This window comes from Marinobacter gelidimuriae (genome assembly GCF_000372805.1).
GTDB lineage: Bacteria > Pseudomonadota > Gammaproteobacteria > Pseudomonadales > Oleiphilaceae > Marinobacter > Marinobacter gelidimuriae.
The window spans coordinates 1-20,577 of record NZ_KB889870.1 but is presented as its reverse complement, the minus strand read 5'-3'; the positions used below and the strand labels follow the sequence as shown (position 1 = coordinate 20,577).

21 protein-coding genes and 3 pseudogenes are annotated in these 20,577 nt (G+C 54.7%); 8 read left to right on the top strand and 16 right to left on the bottom strand.

The window, feature by feature from the left end:
• Positions 1–4: 4 nt before the first annotated feature.
• The gene (locus tag A3OI_RS0104755; RefSeq protein WP_018403175.1) at positions 5–1,498 is read right to left on the bottom strand and encodes a CoA-acylating methylmalonate-semialdehyde dehydrogenase; all 1,494 of its coding nucleotides are present in this window, start codon (positions 1,496–1,498) and stop codon (positions 5–7) included.
• A 186-nt stretch (positions 1,499–1,684) separates the two neighbouring features.
• On the opposite strand from A3OI_RS0104755, the gene A3OI_RS0104750 reads away from it, so the two are divergent.
• The 4 genes from A3OI_RS0104750 (at position 1,685) to A3OI_RS0104735 (ending at position 5,166) form a co-directional block, all read left to right on the top strand.
• Positions 1,685–2,560, top strand: a complete 876-nt coding sequence (locus tag A3OI_RS0104750) for an AraC family transcriptional regulator (RefSeq protein WP_026224002.1) — start codon at positions 1,685–1,687, stop codon at positions 2,558–2,560.
• 147 nt (positions 2,561–2,707) lie between these two features.
• A complete protein-coding gene (locus A3OI_RS0104745) occupies positions 2,708–3,442 on the top strand; it encodes a YebC/PmpR family DNA-binding transcriptional regulator (RefSeq protein WP_018403173.1) in 735 nt (244 codons plus the stop codon).
• A gap of 18 nt (positions 3,443–3,460) precedes the next feature.
• Positions 3,461–4,207: a glutamine amidotransferase gene (locus A3OI_RS0104740; protein ID WP_018403172.1), complete on the top strand. Its 747-nt coding sequence runs from the start codon at positions 3,461–3,463 to the stop codon at positions 4,205–4,207.
• Positions 4,208–4,305: 98 nt separating this feature from the next.
• Entirely contained in the window at positions 4,306–5,166 is an 861-nt protein-coding gene (locus A3OI_RS0104735; protein ID WP_018403171.1) for a DMT family transporter, read from the top strand.
• A 679-nt stretch (positions 5,167–5,845) separates the two neighbouring features.
• Here the strand turns inward: A3OI_RS0104735 and A3OI_RS0104720 are convergent.
• Positions 5,846–6,499: a class I SAM-dependent methyltransferase gene (locus A3OI_RS0104720; protein ID WP_026224001.1), complete on the bottom strand. Its 654-nt coding sequence runs from the start codon at positions 6,497–6,499 to the stop codon at positions 5,846–5,848.
• A gap of 182 nt (positions 6,500–6,681) precedes the next feature.
• On the opposite strand from A3OI_RS0104720, the gene rluF reads away from it, so the two are divergent.
• On the top strand, positions 6,682–7,635 hold the full coding sequence (gene rluF, locus A3OI_RS0104715) for a 23S rRNA pseudouridine(2604) synthase RluF (protein WP_018403167.1): 954 nt from the start codon (positions 6,682–6,684) through the stop codon (positions 7,633–7,635).
• 66 nt (positions 7,636–7,701) lie between these two features.
• On the opposite strand, the gene A3OI_RS0104710 is transcribed toward rluF, so the two are convergent.
• Positions 7,702–8,400, bottom strand: a complete 699-nt coding sequence (locus tag A3OI_RS0104710) for an SDR family oxidoreductase (protein WP_007350900.1) — start codon at positions 8,398–8,400, stop codon at positions 7,702–7,704.
• Positions 8,401–8,559: 159 nt separating this feature from the next.
• On the opposite strand from A3OI_RS0104710, the gene A3OI_RS0104705 reads away from it, so the two are divergent.
• On the top strand, positions 8,560–9,645 hold the full coding sequence (locus A3OI_RS0104705; RefSeq protein ID WP_177313684.1) for an alpha/beta hydrolase: 1,086 nt from the start codon (positions 8,560–8,562) through the stop codon (positions 9,643–9,645).
• Here A3OI_RS0104705 and arfB read toward each other — a convergent pair.
• The 8 genes from arfB to A3OI_RS0104675 all read right to left on the bottom strand — a co-directional run bounded on the left by arfB (position 9,642) and on the right by A3OI_RS0104675 (position 14,802).
• The gene (gene arfB, locus A3OI_RS0104700; protein ID WP_018403164.1) at positions 9,642–10,055 is read right to left on the bottom strand and encodes an alternative ribosome rescue aminoacyl-tRNA hydrolase ArfB; all 414 of its coding nucleotides are present in this window, start codon (positions 10,053–10,055) and stop codon (positions 9,642–9,644) included. The genes A3OI_RS0104705 and arfB overlap by 4 nt on opposite strands.
• A 166-nt stretch (positions 10,056–10,221) precedes the next feature.
• Positions 10,222–10,830, bottom strand: coding sequence for a LysE/ArgO family amino acid transporter (locus A3OI_RS0104695; RefSeq protein WP_018403163.1), 609 nt, complete (start codon positions 10,828–10,830; stop codon positions 10,222–10,224).
• Between the two features lie 70 nt (positions 10,831–10,900).
• The gene (locus A3OI_RS0104690) at positions 10,901–11,485 is read right to left on the bottom strand and encodes a copper chaperone PCu(A)C (protein ID WP_018403162.1); all 585 of its coding nucleotides are present in this window, start codon (positions 11,483–11,485) and stop codon (positions 10,901–10,903) included.
• A 90-nt stretch (positions 11,486–11,575) separates the two neighbouring features.
• The gene (locus tag A3OI_RS23675) at positions 11,576–12,823 is read right to left on the bottom strand and encodes a putative bifunctional diguanylate cyclase/phosphodiesterase (RefSeq protein ID WP_267283279.1); all 1,248 of its coding nucleotides are present in this window, start codon (positions 12,821–12,823) and stop codon (positions 11,576–11,578) included.
• Between the two features lie 21 nt (positions 12,824–12,844).
• Positions 12,845–13,216, bottom strand: a complete 372-nt coding sequence (locus tag A3OI_RS23670; RefSeq protein ID WP_228702893.1) for a hypothetical protein — start codon at positions 13,214–13,216, stop codon at positions 12,845–12,847.
• Positions 13,217–13,278: 62 nt separating this feature from the next.
• Positions 13,279–13,845, bottom strand: a complete 567-nt coding sequence (locus tag A3OI_RS23665; protein WP_228702892.1) for a PDC sensor domain-containing protein — start codon at positions 13,843–13,845, stop codon at positions 13,279–13,281.
• 146 nt (positions 13,846–13,991) lie between these two features.
• Complete coding sequence (locus A3OI_RS0104680) at positions 13,992–14,327, bottom strand: zinc ribbon domain-containing protein YjdM (protein WP_018403161.1); 336 nt, start codon at positions 14,325–14,327, stop codon at positions 13,992–13,994.
• A gap of 58 nt (positions 14,328–14,385) precedes the next feature.
• On the bottom strand, positions 14,386–14,802 hold the full coding sequence (locus A3OI_RS0104675; protein ID WP_026223999.1) for a GFA family protein: 417 nt from the start codon (positions 14,800–14,802) through the stop codon (positions 14,386–14,388).
• A 292-nt stretch (positions 14,803–15,094) separates the two neighbouring features.
• Between A3OI_RS0104675 and dacB the strand changes: the two genes are divergently transcribed.
• On the top strand, positions 15,095–16,666 hold the full coding sequence (gene dacB / locus A3OI_RS0104670; protein WP_018403159.1) for a D-alanyl-D-alanine carboxypeptidase/D-alanyl-D-alanine endopeptidase: 1,572 nt from the start codon (positions 15,095–15,097) through the stop codon (positions 16,664–16,666).
• A 259-nt stretch (positions 16,667–16,925) separates the two neighbouring features.
• On the opposite strand, the pseudogene A3OI_RS22605 reads toward dacB, so the two are convergent.
• The 3 genes and pseudogenes from A3OI_RS22605 to A3OI_RS19380 all read right to left on the bottom strand — a co-directional run.
• A pseudogene (locus A3OI_RS22605) lies at positions 16,926–17,018 on the bottom strand (short-chain dehydrogenase); the annotation flags it as partial.
• A 38-nt stretch (positions 17,019–17,056) separates the two neighbouring features.
• Positions 17,057–17,467 (bottom strand): histidine phosphatase family protein, encoded by a 411-nt coding sequence (locus A3OI_RS19385; RefSeq protein WP_228702891.1) that lies wholly within the window; start codon positions 17,465–17,467, stop codon positions 17,057–17,059.
• Positions 17,467–18,174, bottom strand: a pseudogene (locus tag A3OI_RS19380) (acyl-CoA dehydrogenase family protein); the annotation flags it as partial. The pseudogene A3OI_RS19380 and the gene A3OI_RS19385, both read right to left, overlap by 1 nt.
• 13 nt (positions 18,175–18,187) lie before the next feature.
• Between A3OI_RS19380 and A3OI_RS19375 the strand changes: the two are divergent.
• Positions 18,188–18,743 (top strand): annotated as a pseudogene (locus tag A3OI_RS19375) (LysR substrate-binding domain-containing protein); the annotation flags it as partial.
• Here the strand turns inward: A3OI_RS19375 and A3OI_RS0104645 are convergent.
• Entirely contained in the window at positions 18,740–19,096 is a 357-nt protein-coding gene (locus A3OI_RS0104645; protein WP_018403155.1) for a hypothetical protein, read from the bottom strand. The pseudogene A3OI_RS19375 and the gene A3OI_RS0104645 overlap by 4 nt on opposite strands.
• A 210-nt stretch (positions 19,097–19,306) precedes the next feature.
• Positions 19,307–20,560, bottom strand: coding sequence for an RNA-guided endonuclease InsQ/TnpB family protein (locus A3OI_RS21060; protein ID WP_456085378.1), 1,254 nt, complete (start codon positions 20,558–20,560; stop codon positions 19,307–19,309).
• Between the last annotated feature and the right edge of the window lie 17 nt (positions 20,561–20,577).

The following is a 20,577-nucleotide window of genomic DNA, read 5'->3' as shown; positions in this document are numbered from 1 at the left end:
AAAATCAATGCAACTGAATAGAAAAGTTGGCTTCGGTGCTGGTGGCTTCCGAACTGAACCAGCGCGAGGTGACGGTTTTGGTTTCGGTGTAGAAACGCACGGCCTGCTTGCCGTAGGCATGCTGATCACCGTAGAAAGAACCTTTCCAGCCGGTGAACGAGAAGAACGGCAGGGGCACCGGAATGGGGATATTCACACCCACCTGGCCGACTTCAATTTCGTGCTGGAAGCGACGGGCTGCACCGCCAGAACCGGTAAAGATAGACGTACCATTGCCGTAAGGGCTGCGGTTGATGAAGTCGATGGCTTCGCCCAGGGAATCTACTTCGGAACAGCACAGCACCGGGCCGAAGATCTCTTCGTTGTAAATGTCCATTTCGCTGGTCACACCGGCGAACAGTGTAGGGCCTACCCAGTTGCCATTCGGCAAACCGTCCACGGTGCAATTGCGGCCGTCCAGCAGCAGCTGGGCACCCTGGGCTTCACCCGTTGCGATCAGCGCCTCGACACGCTCTTTGGCTTTCGGGCTGATAACCGGGCCGTAGCTGGCGCCGGAATCGTTCCAGGCGCCGGGGCGCACTTTGGCCATAGCTTCTTTTAATTGCGGAATCCACTGGCGGGCTTCGCCTACGAACACGGCAACGGAAATGGCCATGCAGCGCTGCCCTGCGGCGCCTACAGAGGCGCCTACAAGAGCGTTGAGCACCTGCTGCTTGTCGGCATCCGGCATGATAACCATGTGGTTTTTAGCGCCTGCGAAAGACTGCACACGCTTCATATTGCGGGTGCCGGTTTCATAGATGTAGCGCCCAACAGGCACAGAACCAACAAAGGAAATCGCTTTGACGGCAGGGTCGTTCAGCAGGGTATCTACCTGCTCTTTACCACCGTGAACGACCTGCAAAACGCCCTTGGGCGCGCCGGCCTGTTCGAACAACTCAGCAAGACGTGTCGGTGTCAGGGGATCCTGTTCCGACGGCTTCAGAATAAAGGTGTTACCACAGGCAATGGCCATGGGGAACATCCACAGGGGAATCATTGCGGGGAAGTTGAACGGAGTAATACCTGTGCACACGCCCAAGGGCTGAATCCAGGAATGGGTGTCGACTCCGCGGGCCACGTTTTCAACGGTTTCGCCCATCATCATCGACGCTACGTTGGCGGCGTGCTCAACCACTTCGATACCGCGCCACACATCGCCCTTTGCATCATCAAATGTTTTACCGGTTTCCTGGGCCAGGATTTCGGCAATTTCATCGTGGTGTTCTTTCAGCAACGCCTGATAGCGCAGCATCACCCTTGCCCGCTCTGACACTGGCACTTCTTTCCAGGTTTTGAAGGTTTCAGCCGCAAAATCGATGGCCTTGCGCATCTCTGCAGGCGTGGTACTAGGGGCCCTGGCGATGACTTCATTGGTGGCGGGATTGGTCACGTCAATCCAGCTGTCGGTCTGGCTTTGAACAAATTCACCTGCAAGGTACAGAGGGACATTTTTCATGGGGCGGATCCTGCGTGTTGTGTAGATCGAGAGTTTTGTTGTTGTGCAAATGTTGAGCGATGCCGGATTATTGTGCGGATTAGCTCAAGCGTGTCATTCAGACTAGCACGGTAATTGGGGCCGTGTGATTGACTAAGTTTCGCCAATAATGGACTATCTTTCGATCACGAAAAGTGGGAATTCCATATGGCCCTAACGTCGCAATGGCCGGCGCCGCCCGACAGCGTGCGCTACTTGCTACCCGAGCCCAGTGTTCAACTTCTAAGCTCGCACCCGCTTACCCGCGAGCTCTATCCCATCGCTTTCGGCCACTATCGGCGGGCGAGCGGGCACCACATGCACCGGGAGCAGCCTGCGGATCATTTGCTGATCTATTGCAGCGATGGCCAGGCTTTTCTTAATGTGAATGGCGAAGCTTTTACCGTTAGCGCGGGAGACCTGGTGTTGCTGCCGGCCGGCGTTAGCCACCGCTATACCGCCGATCCGGCTAACCCCTGGACGATTCACTGGGTACATTACACCGGCCCGTTGGCCGATGCTTTTACTGGCCACATGGGATTCGACCAGCAAACACCGCTGATTTATATCGGCCGCCAGCCAAGGCTGCTGGTGGATTTCAACGGTTTGCTGTCGGTGCGGCAAACCGGCTTTCGCACCAGCGGATTGATTCACGTAGCCAATCGCCTGCGCCAACTGCTGGCGGCAATACCCATGATTGCGGAACACAGCGAACAAGACGCCGGTCCGGATCTGGAAGTGTTGAATAGTTATATGCGGGAAAATCTGGAACAAAGGCTGACACTGGAGCAGCTGGCGGAATTGGCGGGTTTGTCGCCGGCGCATTTCGCTACCCGCTATCGCGAGCGCACGGGCATTTCACCCATCCAGCACTTTTTGCGTTTAAAAGTGGAGCGCTCTTGCCAGTTGCTGGATAGCACAACGCTGCCGTTCGCGGCTATAAGCCGCCAGTTGGGCTACGATGACGCCTACTACTTTTCACGACTGTTCAAGAAAATCATGGGGAAATCACCGCGGGATTATAGACACACCGCACGGCACTAACTTGCGGCTTAAGATACGCTTGAGAGTGGGCACCAGTGTCTTGTGGATTATATATAAGGAAAATAACTCCTGTTGCATCCCTGCGTTGTCCAGTAAAATCTTCACTTCTTCAAAGAGCCCCACTCAGCAATCAACGAGGCAGCGCACATGGGCAGAGCCTATCAGAACCGCAAACAATCCATGGCCAAAACGGCCGACGCCAAGACCAAGGTTTACAGCAAGTACGGTCGTGAAATCTATATGTCGGCTAAATCCGGCGGCACCGACCCAGACGGCAACCTGTCCCTTCGCGGGCTGATCGATCGCGCCAAAAAAGACCAGGTCCCCAGCCACGTTATTGAAAAGGCCATCGACAAGGCTCGCGGCGGTACTGGCGAAGACTACTCACCAGCGCGCTATGAAGGCTATGGCCCAGGCAACTGCATGGTGATTGTGGACTGCCTGACCGACAACCCCAACCGCACATTTGGTGATGTGCGCCTGGCGTTTACCAAAACCAAAGCCAGAATCGGCACGCCGGGCACCGTTGCCCACATGTTCGACCATTGCGCGATTTTTGCCTTCAAGGGGCAAGATGAAGACGCTGTTCTGGAAGCGTTGATGGATGCGGATGTAGACGTAACCGACATCGAAACGGAAGACGAACTGATCACTGTGTTCGCGCCCCACAACGAATACGCCAAAGCCCGGCAAGCGCTGGTAGACGCGTTCGAAGGCATTGATTTCGACGCTGACGACATTCAGTTTCTTGCAAAAACCACCACAGAGGTGAGCGGCGACGACATTCCGATGTTCGAGAAATTCCTGGATATGCTGAATGACCTGGACGATGTTCAGAACGTGTTCCACAACGCGGAACTGCCGCCAGAACAAACATCTTAAGCAGGAAATTTTTCGCCTATGACGACTCCGCTCGCTGACACGCGCAAGCCCCGCGTTATTATTGTGAAAACTGGCGAAACCTACCCACAGATTCGCGAACGCTGCGGTGATTTTGAATCTTGGTTTGTTCGCGGGCTGTCTTCGGCACTGGAATTGTCTGTGGTGAACGTGGTGGCCGGCGAATCACCGGGCGAACCTTCAGACTGGGACGGCATTGTGATCACCGGCTCTCCGGCCATGGTGAGCAACCGCGACCCCTGGAGCGAGCAAACCGCGCAGTGGCTGGCCGCTGCGGTGACGGCAAAGGTGCCGCTGCTGGGTGTGTGCTATGGCCACCAATTGTTGGCTCACGCCCTTGGTGGCACAGTGGATTACCATCCTGAAGGCCGTGAAAGTGGCACTCATACCGTTACACTCACAGAATCAGCCGCAAGCGACGCGCTTTTTGGCACCATGCCCTCCCAGTTTTCAGCCCAGCTAACTCACAAGCAGTCGGTGTTGAGTTTGCCGCCACAGGCGGTGCTGTTGGGTACTTCGGATTTCGAGCCGCATCAGGCTTTTCGGATTGGTGAATGCGCCTGGGGTGTGCAGTTTCATCCGGAGTTTACCGATGAGGTGATGCGCGTTTATCTGGCGGTTCAGGCTTTGGATATAGAGTCTGAAGGAAGCGATGCGGCGGCTTTACTGGCCGCGGTTAAACCTGCGCCGGAAGCCAGCAGTTTGCTGCAACGGTTTTCGGAACTGGTTCTTTCGGGGCGGTATTAGAACACTGCAGCTGGCATTTACACTTCGGTGATAGGTTTTATGGTGGGCACCTTCACTGGTCAAAGAACAATTCTGCATAGTGGGCTTACGCGTTGAGTTTGGCCATTGTAATATTCGGCGTGCTGGGCGCGGCTCTGCTACACGCAATCTGGAACACTATCGTTAAAGGGCATTCTGACAAACTTACGATGATGCTTACCATCGCCATCGTACAATTCTCAATAGCTGTGATGATGGTTCCTTTTCTTGGATATCCTGCTCCAGAAGCATGGATTTGGTTGAGCTTGGCCGCCGTGCCGCATACAACATATAAAATCGCTCTGGCAAAGGCCTATGAACGTGGCGAGATGACTAAAATCTATCCAATATCGCGCGGGTTCAGTATTGTATTGGTTACATCCGTAAGTATGTTGGTTCTTCAAGAAGAATTAACAGGTGTAATGCTTCTAGGTATCCTAATTATCGTTCTTGGTGCTTTCGGTCTATCAGTGCCTGAAAACAGCAGTGCTGTACGGCTTAGTGGTGTTGCCCTAACGTTGTGTCTTGGGGCCGGATTGAGCGTAGCCGCATACACCCTGCTCGACGGGGTCGGGGTTCGAGTCGGTGAAAATGCGACCACCCTCAAGTCCATCGCTACTTTTGCAGCTTGGCTCTTTATACTTGATGGATTGGGTATGATGACCTTCATGTACTTTTATCGTGGCCGGTCCGCATTTATAGCAGCAGTCGAAACCCGGGGCCGTGGCTTGCTCGCCGGTTTCGCAGCTTTTGCATGTTTTTGGATCGCGATCTGGGCGTTCGCCCACGCGCCTATTGCTTTGGTAGCAGTACTGCGCGAGACCAGTGTTTTGTTCTCTTTGATCCTTGGCAAACTTTTCCTCTCCGAAAAAATAGGCGTTCGCCGTTCATTCTTTGCGCTAGTCACTTTTTTTGGAATTGCTGTCCTACAATTTTCTTAGATCTAAGGAGCGAGAAGCGGTCAGCATGACCCCGGCAGCTTGTGCACAAGATTACAGCTGCTTGTTCCCCCTGTCTTCCCGCTCCACTAAAGCGTGATTAGCCCAAAATCCTCTGGCCTGGTATAGGCCGCGCCCGACTTGTGCCTTTCCAAATAGACACGAAGATCGACAATATTCCCAAAGTTCTCCTGAGACACATCGAATCGGCCGATACTATTACTGACTCCGGCTGGCCCTCGATCCAATTCCAGCGCCTGGATCATCGTAGAGGCCACCTGATTGGCGTGATATCCGATATCGACTGCGGGAAACGCATCATTTGAATTATCCGTGTCTTCGCCACTTCAGGGCTTTCTTGCGGCATCTTATAAATTTTATCAACGATATAGCCACCAGTATCCGGTAGGCTATTCTTTGCTCCATGATAAACCACGATTAGTTGAAGGATGTCCATTTTGCTGTTTCCTTCTAAACTCTTTCCTTAACTGGGCCATCTTTGTCGTCAATCACGGAAGCTATCTGCTCAACAGATTTTCCGTCGGTATTCGGCTTCGCGTCTGCGATCCGAGATTCGCCATTATCAAAATTCGCTGCTGCTCCTGAGTTGAAGCAAATGCATCTATTTTCATCCGTTGAGCAACCGGCGTCTCATTTCACCCAACGCTACGTTCAGACCTCCTCATTCTGCTTTGGTAAAAATAGCCACATCCTTTCTCGGTATTTCCAGCGCCCATTTATACTGTTCAGCGATTAACACTAGGGTTTCTTCTTTGTAAAACACCACATGAGTGGGATCGCGCCGGTAATGCCAGCTTGCAAAACGGGTGTCGTCAGTCTGAAAGCAGGTCATCACAGCCAGCAAGCCGCCAGGCTTTAACAGGCCATCCAGCTGACGTAACACCGCGGCGGGCTGATGAAGGTGTTCCAGCACTTCAGTGCAGGTGATGAAGTCGTATTGTTGCTGCAAGCCATCAGGCTGCGGATGGAAGAACGGATCGTAAAGCACCATGGTCATACCCGCTTCCTCCAGCATGCCAGCCAGCACCGGGCCGGGACCACAGCCGAAATCCAGGCCGTGAGCTCCGCGGGGAAGTCGGGCCAATAAGGGATCTGCTACCTTAGACAGGAAACGACGATAACCGGAATCACCCGGGTTGTTGTCGTGGTATTGGTAGATGGCTTTTTCCTGCTCGGCACTTAAACGGCAGTCAGGATCCATCGCGGTGCACTGGCATTCCGGGCAGCGCAAATAGTGCTGTTTTTTGATGGCCTGGAAGTGTTGTAACTCGGCCTGCTCGCAGACAGGGCAAATTATTGAAAGCGTTGAGGGCATAGGGCGGTTCTAGGTGGTTTAAGCGGGCGTTATCGGGCAACAATGGCAGAGGCGGGTATTCACGTCCAGCGCTCTGGTTAACACTCTGACGATTAAACCCTTGCCTGCTGTCGGCTGCTACCGGCGCGCTCGCCTGTTATGATGCACGGCTTAACTGAACCCACACCCAGCCGGTGCCCTGCATGACCCAGTCTTCTTCCACACGCCTGAACAAATACATCAGCGAGAGCGGCATTTGTTCGCGGCGTGAGGCCGACCGATACATCGAGCAGGGTAATGTGCGAATCAACGGCAAGCGCGCCAGCGTTGGCGATCAGGTATCGCCGACGGATACGGTCATGGTCAACGGCCAAATCATTGAGCCCCGTGCTGAGGAAGATCAGGTATTCATCGCTCTGAACAAGCCGGTGGGCATTGTCAGCACCACCGACAGCGCCGAGCGCGACAATATTCAGCGCTTTGTCGGGCACACGGTGAGAATTTTCCCTATCGGCCGGCTAGACAAGGATTCTCAAGGGCTGATTTTTATGACCAGCAACGGCGATCTGGTCAACAAGATCCTGCGGGCGGGTAATAATCACGAGAAAGAGTATTTGGTCACCGTTGATAAGCCCATCACCAAGACCTTTATTGATGGTATGGCCGGCGGAGTGCCAATTCTGGGTACGGTTACAAAAAAATGCCGGGTGTCGCAGGAATCGCGCTTTGTGTTCCGCATTGTTCTGGTACAAGGCCTGAACCGGCAGATTCGACGCATGGCGGAACATTTTGGCTTTGACGTAACGCGCCTGGAACGGCAGCGCATTATGAATATTAGCCTGGGCAATCTGCCCGTAGGCCAATGGCGGGATTTAACATCGAAAGAACTGGCGGTGCTGATGGACAGCATTCGGGATTCGTCATCCGATGCCCCGGCTGCGCCTCAAAAGCCCGCCGGTAAGACGAAGCCGGCCACTGCTTCGGCACAAAAGCGCGAGAGCCACAAGCCACGCGCCGGCAATAGGCCCCCTTCCCGGCCAAGCGCCAAATCTGCAGGAAAGCCCGGCGGACGGCCCGATAACCGCCCCGGCTCAAAGCCTGCGGCGCGGCCAAAACCCAAGCCGAAGAAACAGCGCCAGCGCAGCACTAAACGCTAACGCAGGCTTTCATCTGTTTTCTCTATCTGCACTATTTTCGGCAATCTTTCCGGCACTATTTTCGGTCTACGCGTCTTTGATCGCAGGCGTAGGCCGCACCAGTATTTCGTTAACGTCTACATGTGCCGGCTGGGCCACGGCGTACATGACCGCGTTGGCAATGTCGTCTGGCTGCAGCGCGTTGTCTGGCTGTTGGTCAAAGAAGGGCGTGTCTACCATGCCCGGCTCGATCAGGGTTACTCGAATACCGGAGCCCCGCAGTTCTTCGCGAGCGCCATAGCCAATGGCCGACACGGCCCACTTGGTGGCGCTGTACATAGATCCCGGAATGGTTACCCGTCCCGCGGCAGAGCCCGTCAATAACAGGTGCCCACGGCTCTCCCTCAGCGCCGGCAGGCAATGCTGCACAGTCAGGCCAACACCGTAGATGTTGGTCAGAATCATATCTTTCCAGACTTCCGCATCTGCACCACTGAAGCCGCCGGGTTCACCCCCGCGGCCGGCGTTGGCGAATACGGCATCGATGCGACCAAAACTGGCCAGCGCCTTTTTCACCATTTCACGCTGGTCTGTGTCGCTTTGCACGTCGCAGCGCACCGTTAATACCTGCTCTTTACCGCCAAGTTCCTGTTGCAACTTGTGCAGTTTAGCCTCCGAACGAGCCGCCAGAACCAGGCGATAGCCCTGTTTGGCCGCTGCCCGTGCGGTAGCCGCCCCAATACCTGAAGATGCGCCTGTAATCAGCAGTACGGGTTGATCGCTCATGATTCGCTTCACCGTGGTCATTGAATGTTGATAGCCCTTACTTACTTTAGGCCGCCGGCTCACAGTTTCAACCGCGAGCGGTATTGAATCTGGCAACCAACGCGTGCTTATGCAATGCTTAAAACAGAAACTGCAAGCGGCTGGCGAGGCATTTTTATGATGTGGGCTCTGTATTTACTGATCTTCATCGGTCTGTCTTTGCTGGTTTTTTTAGCCGTGTCGTTCGTGCTGTTCCGGCCAGAAGACTATTCGACGTTTGATAGTCATGAGTTCAAATCGCGGACCGCACTGCCTAGCATCGCCAACAAAGAGGTGATCGAGCGCGTACGCAATATGGGGCAAAAGCTGCATGGCGTTAGGGGGCGGGCGCGACTTCTTGCCATGCGCGATTATATGGACAGCATTAGCGATGACCTGCACATGGTGTCTACCGTGACTGCGACCGACCAGCCCCGCGGTGAGTGGGTGGTAGCCCCCGGCGCCGATACCCGTCGGCGTATTCTGTACATTCATGGCGGCGCCTGGATGGCAGGTAGCCCGCGCAGCCATCGCAGCATGACCGACCAGCTGTCGCAAATTGGCAAGGCTGCGGTGTTTGCGGTGGACTATCGGCTGATGCCGGAATATCGCTATATGGCCGGCGTGGAAGACTGCCGCAAGGCCTATGAGTGGCTGTTAGAAAACGGCCCGGAGGGCAAGCAGGAGGCTCAGATTATGGTGATTGCGGGTGATTCGGCCGGGGGCAGCCATACCTTGGCTCTGATTGCCTGGCTGCGCGACCAGAAGCTGCGCCAGGCCGATGCGGCCATTGCGCTGTCGCCGTCCACTGACATGACCATGACCGCGCCCAGCAATCGAAGCAATATAGCCACCGACCCCATGCTAGGCCCAATGTTTGGTGGCCTGCAAAAAGTGCCGCTGCCGGTTTTGTGGTGGTTCAGTACGGCAACTTTCCGCATGCGACCGGCCAGCCCCGTGGCTTCGCCACTACGCGGGCCGCTGCATGACCTGCCGCCCACCCTGATTCAGGCCAGTGACTGCGAAATGCTGGTAGATAACGCAAGGCGCTACGCCGCCAAGGCGCAAGCAGAAGGCTCACCGGTGGAACTGCATATCTGGCAGGGAATGGTGCACGTGTGGCAGATTTTCGGCCCGATGCTGCCAGAAGCAGACGAGGCTTTTGACGATATGGCGGAGTTTCTAAGAGTTCACACCGGCGCGGCAGAACAGACTCGAGCGGGCTAAACCTGAACCTTTCCCCGCAACGCTTTGGTACGGCCCTTTTGCACTTTACCGTCGGTGCGCTTGCGCTTGGCGGATTTGCTGGGTTTTGTGGCGCGGCGAGCTTTTTGCGGTTTTGCGGCTTGCAGAATCAACGCCTTCAGGCGCTGCAGAGCATCGTCCTTATTAAGCTCTAACGTTCGGTGCGACTGCGCCTTGAGCATGAGCACGCCGTCTTTGCTGATACGCTGATCGCTCAGCGCCATCAAACGTTCTTTATAAAACGGTGGCAGCGACGAGTTCAGAATGTCGAAGCGAAGGTGCACCGCAGAGGAGACCTTGTTGACATTCTGCCCACCGGCACCCTGAGCGCGAATCTGGGTAATTTCGATCTCCCAGTCCGCAAGTTCAACAGCATTAGTTAATTTAAGCATGACTTACTTTACCACGCCAGCCAGCGAATTTTGCTCTTAATCCTGGCAAACACGCGGCGAATGGATTTATTCATGAACACGCTCAAAGTGGTGTTTTGAACGCTGCGTTGATCACGGCTGGTTTCAGGGCAGCGTAATACGCATTCGGGGTAAAGGTAAAAGGGCGCTACAGACTGCCATTAAGGGCCAATTGCAACGCTATCGCCGCCATCATTAAACCAATCAGGCCGTCAATAACGCGCCAGGCCAGTGGCCGCGACAGCACGGGTGCCAAAGCTGCACCGCCCCACGCCAGCAGGCTAAACCACACCACCGAAGCGGTGCTGGCGCCGATCACAAAAGCCACGGCACTGCTCTGCTGGGCACCAATCGCCGGCACCAGCAACAATGTGTCGAGGTAAACCTGAGGGTTCAGAAGAGTGACCGCCAGCGCGGTCAATACAACCTTGCGCAAACTGCCTCGAGTGGCCGCGCCAATTTTTAACGCAGCGCGGCCCCTCCAGACACGCACGGCCGCCTGAAGCGCCAGCCAGCCCAAAAACATCACGCCTAGCCAGCGCAAAAACTCCAGCGCCTGGGGCACCGCCATCAGCGCCGCGCTAACGCCGAACATGCCCAGGGTGAACAGACTGGCATCGCACACGGCACAAATAGCCGCCACCGGCCAATGGTGCTCCCGGCGAATGGCCTGGCTCAACAAGTACGCATTTTGAGCGCCAATGGCAATAATTAAACCGCCACACACCAGTAAGCCGGTTAGGTAACTTTCAAGCACACGCAGATTCCTTAAAAAACTTGGTTTTTTAGAAGCTGCGCAGAATATCGGCTTTACCCCACAATCGCCATTAATGATCCATATCGGAGTGGTTCATGCTGGAATGATCTATTGCGGAGTGATTCATCGTCGAATGGTCCACTCCACCATCGTCTTCGCCACTGTTATCCAGCGACCTGACGTCCAGTACGGCGTTCTGCGCCGGGATGCGTTCAAATTTAAGCGTCACAGGAATTTTCTGCCCGACCTTTAACGGCTGTTTTAAACCTTCCAGCATCAGGTGATAGCTCAGGGGCTTGAACTCCACGCTCTGACCAGAGTCTATGCTCACGCCATCCGGTAGCGGTTTCATACGCATCATGCCGTTGTCTGCGAGGGTTTCATGAATGGAAACGTCTGTGGCAACCTCGCTGGTGGCGCCGGTGAGGCGTACCGCTGCGTCAGTGTGGTTGTGAATGACCATGTAGCCAACCCCGACCGCTGCGCCCGGCGGCGTTGGCCGGCTCCAACCGTGCTCCACCATGACACCGCTAACATGGGGATTGGGAGCGGTGTGGGCGGCAGCCATCAGCGGAATGCAACTGGCGACCGCGGCAACAACAGCGACCGTACTAACATGACGGGCAAAGCGACGAATCAAGGAAGAAGGTTCCATCAAAAGCTCCTGCAAGGTCAAAATCAATAGTCAGCATAGCCTGCCACAAACAGCCACAGCAACGCTGCGACCAATTGTCGCTGGGCCAAATCAGCCAGACGAAACACTATTAGTGGGGGGCTTTGGCCCAACAGAAAGAGCGGCCGGACGGCCAAAATAGTAGCCCTGAAACAATTTGCAACCCATTGCCATTAACGCCAGGTATTGGCCTTCGGTTTCTACGCCTTCGGCAACAAGTTCAAGCTGATGACTGCGGGCAATGCTGATAATGCTGGCGACCATGTTTTGAACTTTGTGATCATCTAACAGGCCGTCAATGAAGCTCTTGTCAATTTTCAGCTCGTCAAGCGGCAGGGTTCTCAGCAAGCTTAGCGACGAGTAACCGGTACCAAAATCGTCCATCGATACCCGCACACCCTGTTTGCGCAATTCGTTGAGTACGGCCAGTACATCGTCAAAATTGGAAATAAACAGACTCTCGGTTATTTCCAACACCAACTGCTTGGGCGACAGCCCATATCGCGATAGCAAAGACAAAACATCATTGGCAAAACCCGGCTGCAAAAATTGCAATACCGATATGTTCACCGCCAGTTTTCGCATTTCACCCTGAGCACCCACAAACTCGGAAAACTCGCGAACGCTGGTTTCCATTACAAACTGACCCAACGCTGGCATAAGTCCGCTGGACTCGGCAACCCCGACAAATTCATCAGGGCCGACCTGACCGAGTTCCTCGTCGTACCAGCGCACCAGCGCTTCGTATCCATAAACGACTTTGACGTGATCAACCTGGGGCTGAAACACCATGGTCAGCTGCCCAAGGCTCAACGCTTGGCGCAAGCGTTGTTCAAGCTGCACCCGGCGGATGTAGGCCTGTTCGAGTTCTTCCCGATACAGACACCAGTCATTACGGCTCTTCTTGGCCTGATACAGGGCCAGGTGCGCGCTGCGTAAAAGTGTGTTCACCGAATCACCATCGCGGGGGTACACCGCGACACCGATGCTAGCGCCCAGCTGCAGGGGAAACTGTCCCAGTTCCAGAGGCTTGTCCAGTTGGCGGCTAAGCTGGCGCGCATGACTCTCGAGCGCCTGTAAATTCACCGCCTTAATCAGTAACACAAACTCATCGGCGCCCAAACGAGCCACTACGTCCTTTTCGTCGACTACGCTGAGCAGCCTGCGTGCAAATGCGCAGAGCACCTGGTCACCGTATTCTTGCCCAAAGCGGTCATTAACACCGCGAAAGTGGTCGATATTGACGACAGCCACCATAAAGCTCTGTTTGCGCCCAAGCAGGCTGTCGATGCTAACGCTCAGCCCCGAACGATTGTCCACTCCGGTCAGTTCATCGTGCCGCTACAGGTACATCAGCTCTTTGAGGCGCTTGGCTTCGGCTACCGCGATAATACGAAAGATGATAAACAAAGCCAGAAAACTGCCGAAGAAAATGCTGACGTATAACAGTGCGGTTTTAAAAAACGTCACCCACAACGGGCGCATCAGGGTTTCAGACATCACCCACATTTGGAACCGGTTGTTGAATTGGGCAGCTCCCAGATAGTTTTTCTGATCACGATGAATGCGATAGGTATAGGGTGTATCTGACTGCTGCGTGTCTGCCGGGGACAAATTCTCCGACTGAGGAATTTGGCCCACAAGCGTTTGGGCCTGATAATGGAGTTTGGAATACTGCTCCGGACCCATGCCCCGCTCTGAAATAAACGGCACATAGCCGTCTGACGCCCGCGTCAGCGTGACCCGATCGTAAGCGCCGCTGTGTAAGGAGTTGCTCAGGACACCGGCGGGCCGTCAATACGAAGGCCAGCCGTCATTACCGCAACCACCTCACCCTGTGGGTTGCGCAGCGCTTTGCGCACTGGAATTATCCACTTGTCCATGGCGCTCATAAAATAAGTGCGCCCCAATACCATGGTGTCGGTTGCCACAGCTTCTTGAAAACTGTCTTGCGAGGTTTCGGATCGCAGTAGGTTCGGCAACAAATCCAGATCCAGATTAGAGCTCACCAGCATTAACTGTCCGTCTGCACGGGCCATTCCCAAGCCAGTAGCAACAGGATTTTCCAGCAGGATGCGGTCCAGTTCAGGTGAATGCTGGGGCGTCTGTGGCAGATCGCCAGCGCGAAGAATTTCGCGACCAACAACCGTCAGCAATAGCTCTTGGGTACGCAAAACGCTGTCCATAGACTGCGCCACCAATGCCACCCGCGCGCTATGGACTGATTTGTGCTCGGCAACAATCGATTGCCAGGACGACAACAGAAGCAGAACAAGAATCACACTTCCCGCTGTCAGCGTCAGCAGAAAGAGTGTCCATAAATTGCGTTTTAATAGGGCCAAAGAAAAAACTTCCGCTGGGACTGCAGATTTTGACGTATTTTCACGATGATCATTTGAGGTTAGCCATCTGCGAATATTCCTTCTTATTAATCCGCATATTAACAGCTAAACCTCAGATTTTCATAACCTGGCGCACAAACCCGGCATCAGGCTTTCTTGACAAACTCCGACTTCAGTTTCATCTGCCCAATTCCGTCTACTTTGCAATCAATGTCGTGATCACCGCCAACCAACCTTATACTTTTAACCTTTGTGCCCACTTTCACCACCAGCGAAGAACCCTTCACTTTAAGGTCTTTGATCACCGTTACGCTGTCGCCGTCTTGCAGTTCATTGCCGTTAGCGTCACGAATGGCTTTCTCTGATTCTGCGGCGGCCTCAGTTTCGCTCCACTCGTGGCCGCACTCGGGACACACCAGCTGGGCGCCGTCTTCGTAGGTAAATTCAGAGGCGCATTGGGGACAAGGTGGCAACTGTGACATGGCAGGTTTCCTCGGTGATTGGATAGGGTGCGCATTATAGCAGAATTGCCCATGCAGCTCAGTGGGGGTCGTTCGTGCGCTCCGTTTTATCAAACTGTGGTAGCGAATCGGTGATCTTAAACCAGTCTGACTGCGCGGCTACATACACGTGTTGGGCCGCGACTTTACCCAGAGGCTTTTCCAGCGCGCCTACCCGCAGCCGCAAAATAGCGGGAATGGCGTCTACCCTGCTATACAGCTGAGAGCCGCAGCGACCACAAAAACCGCGGTATTTGCCCGGACTGGAAGCGTATTCTTTTAGTTGGTCTACGCCGGTCAACCACTGCATGTGAATTGCCTGTGCCGGCGCGCTGGCAGAAAACGCACTCCCGTGCGCCCGCTGACACTGTTTGCAGTGGCACAAGACCACCGGGCCCAAAGGGCCGTCATACTGGAACTGGATATCGCCGCAAAGACATCGGCCGCTGTACGCCATTAATAAAAACCTCTCATCATCGAGTCGCCGCGTAACATCCTCAGTGAGCGCGCTGAAGGCCTGGTACGAAAGACTGTTGGTATAAATGTCGTAACCGCACCAAGAACGCTGAATGTGTGCGTCAAAGTGTTGCTCATTCGATGTCCTTTTATAAAAAAATAACGAGCTAGGAATAATATTTAATGTTTTCCCGAGCTTTGTGAATGGTAGCTGTGGGGAAAATAGGCTACTGTTTAACGTGTCAAAAGTTTAATCAACAAGCAACGCCCGCCATGGCACTTCGGACCCTATTATGCACTGCTCGTTTCCCACTGTGAACGCGTTTACTGCCCTGCCGGCTCCGGCTCGCCGCCTACGCGGAATGGCCTTAGCTGCACTGCTGGCATGGCCTGGGACCCAGGCACTGGCCGCAGACACGAATGGCCAAAGCGCGATGGCGCAGGCAGGTGCATGGAACGGCACCATGAGGGCCTATGCCAGCAAATCACTGAACAGCGACAGCGCCTTGAGCATGGCGGCGCTGCCTATGAACGGGCCGGGCGTAGAGCAGTTTATTAACGCCGACACCCTGATGAGCCCTGGCTCCATCATGAAAGTCCTGACTACCTACGCCGCCTTGGAGATCCTTGGTCCCAATTACACTTGGGACACGGATTTTCTCACCAACGGTGACATGTCCGACAGCACCCTCAATGGCAACCTTTATGTGCGCTTCGGCGGCGACCCGAAACTGACCTACGAGCGATTATGGTCAACGCTAAGAGAACTGCGGGACATGGGCATCACCAGAGTCAACGGCGACCTGATTCTAGACGGTAGCTATTTCCAGATTGACGGCGGTTTTCCACCTTTTCACGATAACGGCAGCAACCCCTACGCCCCGTTTCTGGTGGAACCCTCTGCGTATTTGACCAACCTCAATCTGAGCCAGCTGGAGGTTCGTTCAGACGAACGCGGCACCCGCGCATGGAGCACCCCGAACCTGGCTGAGGTGGTGATCGACAACCAGGTGATCAGCTCGGCCGAAGGCAACTGCCCGGGCCGCGGTTCATTCACCTGGACGCCGGTTTTTCACAGCGACCAAAGCGTGACTGTGACGGTTAAAGGCACATTGCCCAAAGGCTGTCGAACTACACGCTACTTGTCTCTGCAATCCCATGAGCGCTATAGCGCATCCTTGATTCGCTCGCTACTGGCAGAAATGAGTGTGGAAATCAGCGGCATCAACAGCGTAGGCATTACGCCTGAGAACGCCAAACTGGTTATGCGCACCACATCGCCAGATCTGGTAACCATGGTGCGCGACATCAATAAATGGAGCAGTAACGTGATGGCGCGTCAGCTGCTACTGGGTATTGGTGCAGAAAAACGCACAGCTGCCGACAACGATGACCGGGTAACTGGCATTCGTGCCATTTACAGCTGGCTGGAAGATAAAGGTATTAACACCACCGGTATGGTGATCGATAACGGGGCCGGTTTGACCCGACATGGTCGCATCAGCGCACGCCAAGGCGTGGACATTCTGAGAAATGCCTGGAACAGCCGCTATGCAGCGGACTTGATGGCGTCTATGCCATTGATTGCGATGGATGGCACTATGGCCCGCAGGCTGCGGAATACGGGTATGAAGGGCGAAGGCAGGATCAAAACCGGTTACCTGGAAAATGTGCGCTCCATTGCCGGTTTTACTCGTGACGAGGACAACACCACCTGGGCCGTGGTGGGCATGGTTAATCACAACCCTGCCTGGAACGGCCAAGCAGTGCTCGACCGCATTTTATATTCACTGCATCACAAACCGCCAGTGCCGACGACCCTGTCACAATCCGCAGGCCAGAGCGAAAACCGTATTGTGCAGTGATGAACAACTAGCCGGAAAACCAGCAGCGCTTAGTAACGTCTGAAAGCAAGCGGCTGTCGTAAGAATGATAACCGCTATGAGCGTGTTCCAGTGCCATACGCATAGTAATAAGTAAGCGATCTTTTAGGTAGCTTTTAATGTTTACATCCCCCCGACCACAACGCATTACACCCGCCACCTTATTGCGTTTGGCAACCACGATGGTGCTGGTGCTGGCCTTTCTTAAAACATTGAGTGACGAGCAGGTTCAGGAATTGGCGGCTAATGTGCGGGCGATGCTCTCGCCAATACCGCGGCTGGCACCGGTGATTAACGCGATTTTTCCGTTCAGATCAAACAGATTCGTGCTCATGAATTTCCCTGTTTTTAGCGAAGTTTTTGGCGAAATTATTAGCGAAAGGTTACCAGGGCGGGATCTTCCGCCTCCAGGTGACTGTAATTGTTGAACACCGCCAAACTGCGCCTGCGGCTACTATAGAGCACTCGGGTAACGCTGGTGTTGGCGATCATGCTGTTCAAGTCCAGAGTGCGTCCATCGCTCAGATCGAGCAGCGCTTGCACTATTACTGCGATGGGGCCGCCTGAGGTCGCAACCAACAGATTTTTACCCGCGGCGCAGCTGACTGCCTCGTCCAACGCCGCCAAAACCCGTGCTTTGAACCCAGGCCAGCTTTCCGCGTATTCGTGATCAAAGCGGCCACTGGCCCAGCGCTGGACCGCCGCAACAAATTCCACTTGAAACGTCTTGGCCGGCGCGATGGACGCAGCCAGATCCCGCGCCATCACGCTATGGCCCGCCATAGACGCACGTTATCAAACGCCACCACGCCATGGCCGTAAGGCTCATCGTAGGCGCCAAATACCGGCAACATGCGCTCAATGCTGACACCCGGCGCGTCTATCGGTACCAACACCATCGAATGGCGACGGTGCTTGGCAGCATCTGTATCGGTTACGCCCATAAAAATGGCGACCTTGCAGTCCGGATGGCCCACACCTGTGCTCCACCACTTACGCCCGTTCAGAACCACCTCATCGCCGTCCACCGTGGCGGTGGCCACCATAGTCGTCGCGTCTGACGAGGCCACGTCGGGTTCGGTCATACAAAAGGCCGAGCGAACTTCACCACTAAGCAGACGCGGCAGCCATTCTGCTTTCTGCTGATCTGAACCGTAATGGATCAGCACCTCCATGTTCCCGGTGTCTGGCGCGTTGCAGTTGAAGATCTCCGGCGCAATAAAGCTGCGACCGGTCTCCTCGGCAATCAGCGCGTAGTCGGAATTCAGCAGGCCACAACCGTAGGTGTCATCAGGGAAAAACAGATTCCACAGACCTTGCTCACGGGCTTTGGCCTTCAGTTCGCGGATAACGGGCAGCACCACCCAACGGTTATCCAGCGCCGCCAACTCCCGGTGGTACTGTGCCTCTACCGGAACAATCTCGTCGGCCATGAAGCGTTTTACCCGCTCCAGGTAATCCTGGCCCTTGGCTGAAATTGAAAAATCCATTGCTTTACCTCCTACGCTGGCTCTGCGCGACATTTTGGAATCGACATTTTTGCCCCAGCTGATGACCCAGCTGGCGCCCTACCCGGATCTGGACATTGTTAGCCAAAGAGTGGCGCGCCGGGACATGGAAAGCCAACTGGCGGCGGGAAAACTGGATTTTGCAATTGACGTGCTGCTGCCGGTGAGCGAACACACCGGCCACCAATGGTTGCACCAGGACCCGCTTGTGGTTCTGGCGCGCAAAGACCACTCGTGGGTGACTATGGCGCCGACCGAGACCAGTGGCGAGTTATCGGCTGAGCGCTATTTGGAAGCGTACCTGCAAGCACAGCACGTACTGGTGTCGTCGCGGGCCACAGGTTCGGGAGTGGAGGATTTCGAGTTATCAAGATTGGAGCTGCAGCGGGATATACGTTTGCGCTGTCAGCACTATTTTGCGGCCTGCCGGGTGGTGGCCAACACCGGCGCCACTGCCGCCGGTGAATGTTCATTTGTACTGGCACAAAGCCTACGAACAAGAACCAGCGCTGGTGTGGTTCCGCCAAAAACTGATAGGTGACCAGCCTTAATAGGCGCCCACCAATCCCAGAAAACCGAAGAAACCGGCTGCGGTAATGCCCAATGAGGCAACCACAATCGCAAACCCCCACCAAATTGCCTTACCCGAGTCCACGGCCAGATCATACCCCTGCAGGGTCCGGTAAAACGCCCAGGGCCCTAATACAAAAGCGCCCACAATGGCGAACACCAGGCCCACACTGATACCCACAAAAGTCCAGGTGGCCAAGTTGTTGGCGCGCTCCTGCAACTGTTCGGTAACACCCTGACGCTGCAAAAACAGTCGGCAAAACAGCCAAACCAGAGCGAACAAAATGGCCACAAAAACGGCGCCACCAATAACGGTCAAAATACGATAAAACACACACACCTGCCTTGGTAGAAAGAAATAAACAACACGCTTGTGCAGTGCACAGGCGCAAGTTTGAGCGAATTACTCCTCCATGATTTCCACGCCCTAGGCGATCACTTGGCTAACCCGTTGGTCCAACATGACCAGCATACCGGTAACCACTGCCTGTTGGTTATCATTATGCTCAATACCACGCAACAGAGTAATATCCAGCTTAGTGAACTACTCGTGACTCAAGCCACGAGCTTCTGAAGGACAAGAATTTTCTCTCGTCCGTCGAGAATTCAGAGCATCACTGATTACCGCCTGAACGTCAGGTCTTACACAATCTCCGCTTCCTGAAGACGCCAGCTCTTGCGCCTTATTCGTTTTCTTTCGTCGCACTTTGAGGGTTCGGGGTGTTTTCTCTATCGAAAACGCCTCACTCCGAACGTGCGTGATGCCTCGTTTTTTGATAACACCCGCGGCGTTATCATCGGCGTTGGCGGCAAAACCGCAATTCAGGCACTGGAACGTCGCTTGCGACGGTCGGTTGCCTTTTTCAGTGTGGCCACACTGAGAGCATTCTTGGCTGGAATAGTGCGGTTTTACCCGCACCATCAGCTTGCCACGGTCTTTCAGTTTGTACGCGGTGAACTGGCGAATCTGGCCCATGTTCACTGAGTGGATGGCTTTATTAAGCCCACGCTTCGCGCTGGCCCCGCTGGCCAGCCAGCGCCCGGTGTCTTCACAGAGTTTCGCTTTGGGTTTGCGCACCATATTGCTGATCTTGATGTCTTCAAAAGCCGCAATGAGCGGGGTGTTATCCGCAATTTTCTTGGCAATGTGGTGCGAGTTGTTGTTCTGAATGTGTGCTCTTTTTTCACTACAGCGGGCTATGTGTTGCTGAGTCCTTTTCTCGCCACCGGTACGCTTTCGCTTCACGGTGCTGGCTGTGCGGTCGTTGGCGCGGGCCATTCGAGCGTATCGACGTTGATACCGAGCGCGGCGATCTTCCAGTTTAGCCAAAGCCACAAGAGCCTCGCCCGGCAAGTGATACACATCGCCCGATGACCCTGTGACCTGGCGTTTCACGCCCAAGTCAAAGCCTTCTACTTGGCTTTTCAGTTCTTCATCGGTGAGCAAGGCGGCGTACTGCCGAACGGCGCTCTCGCTCTTCACCTCCAGCTCTTTGTCGAAACTCATCGACAACCAGAATCGGCGTCCTTTGCGTGACACATACAAGGCCTTGCCCGCGGCTTTCGCCGCGAACGGCATGACCACGCCGGTCAGGTACTGACCGCGATGGCGTTTGCCAGAATTAACCTTCAACTGAATCAGGCAGCGGTCTTCGTCTAACGNNTGAACGTCGAACAACTCATTGGTGACGTAACAGTTCCGCTTTTTGTGCTTCGCCCGAACGGTGGGCCGGCTGCGTAGACCTTTGAGCGAGGCCTGATAAGACTCAAACCATTTGGCTCCGGCATTGCGGCGGATTTGCGCGGGAAGGTCTT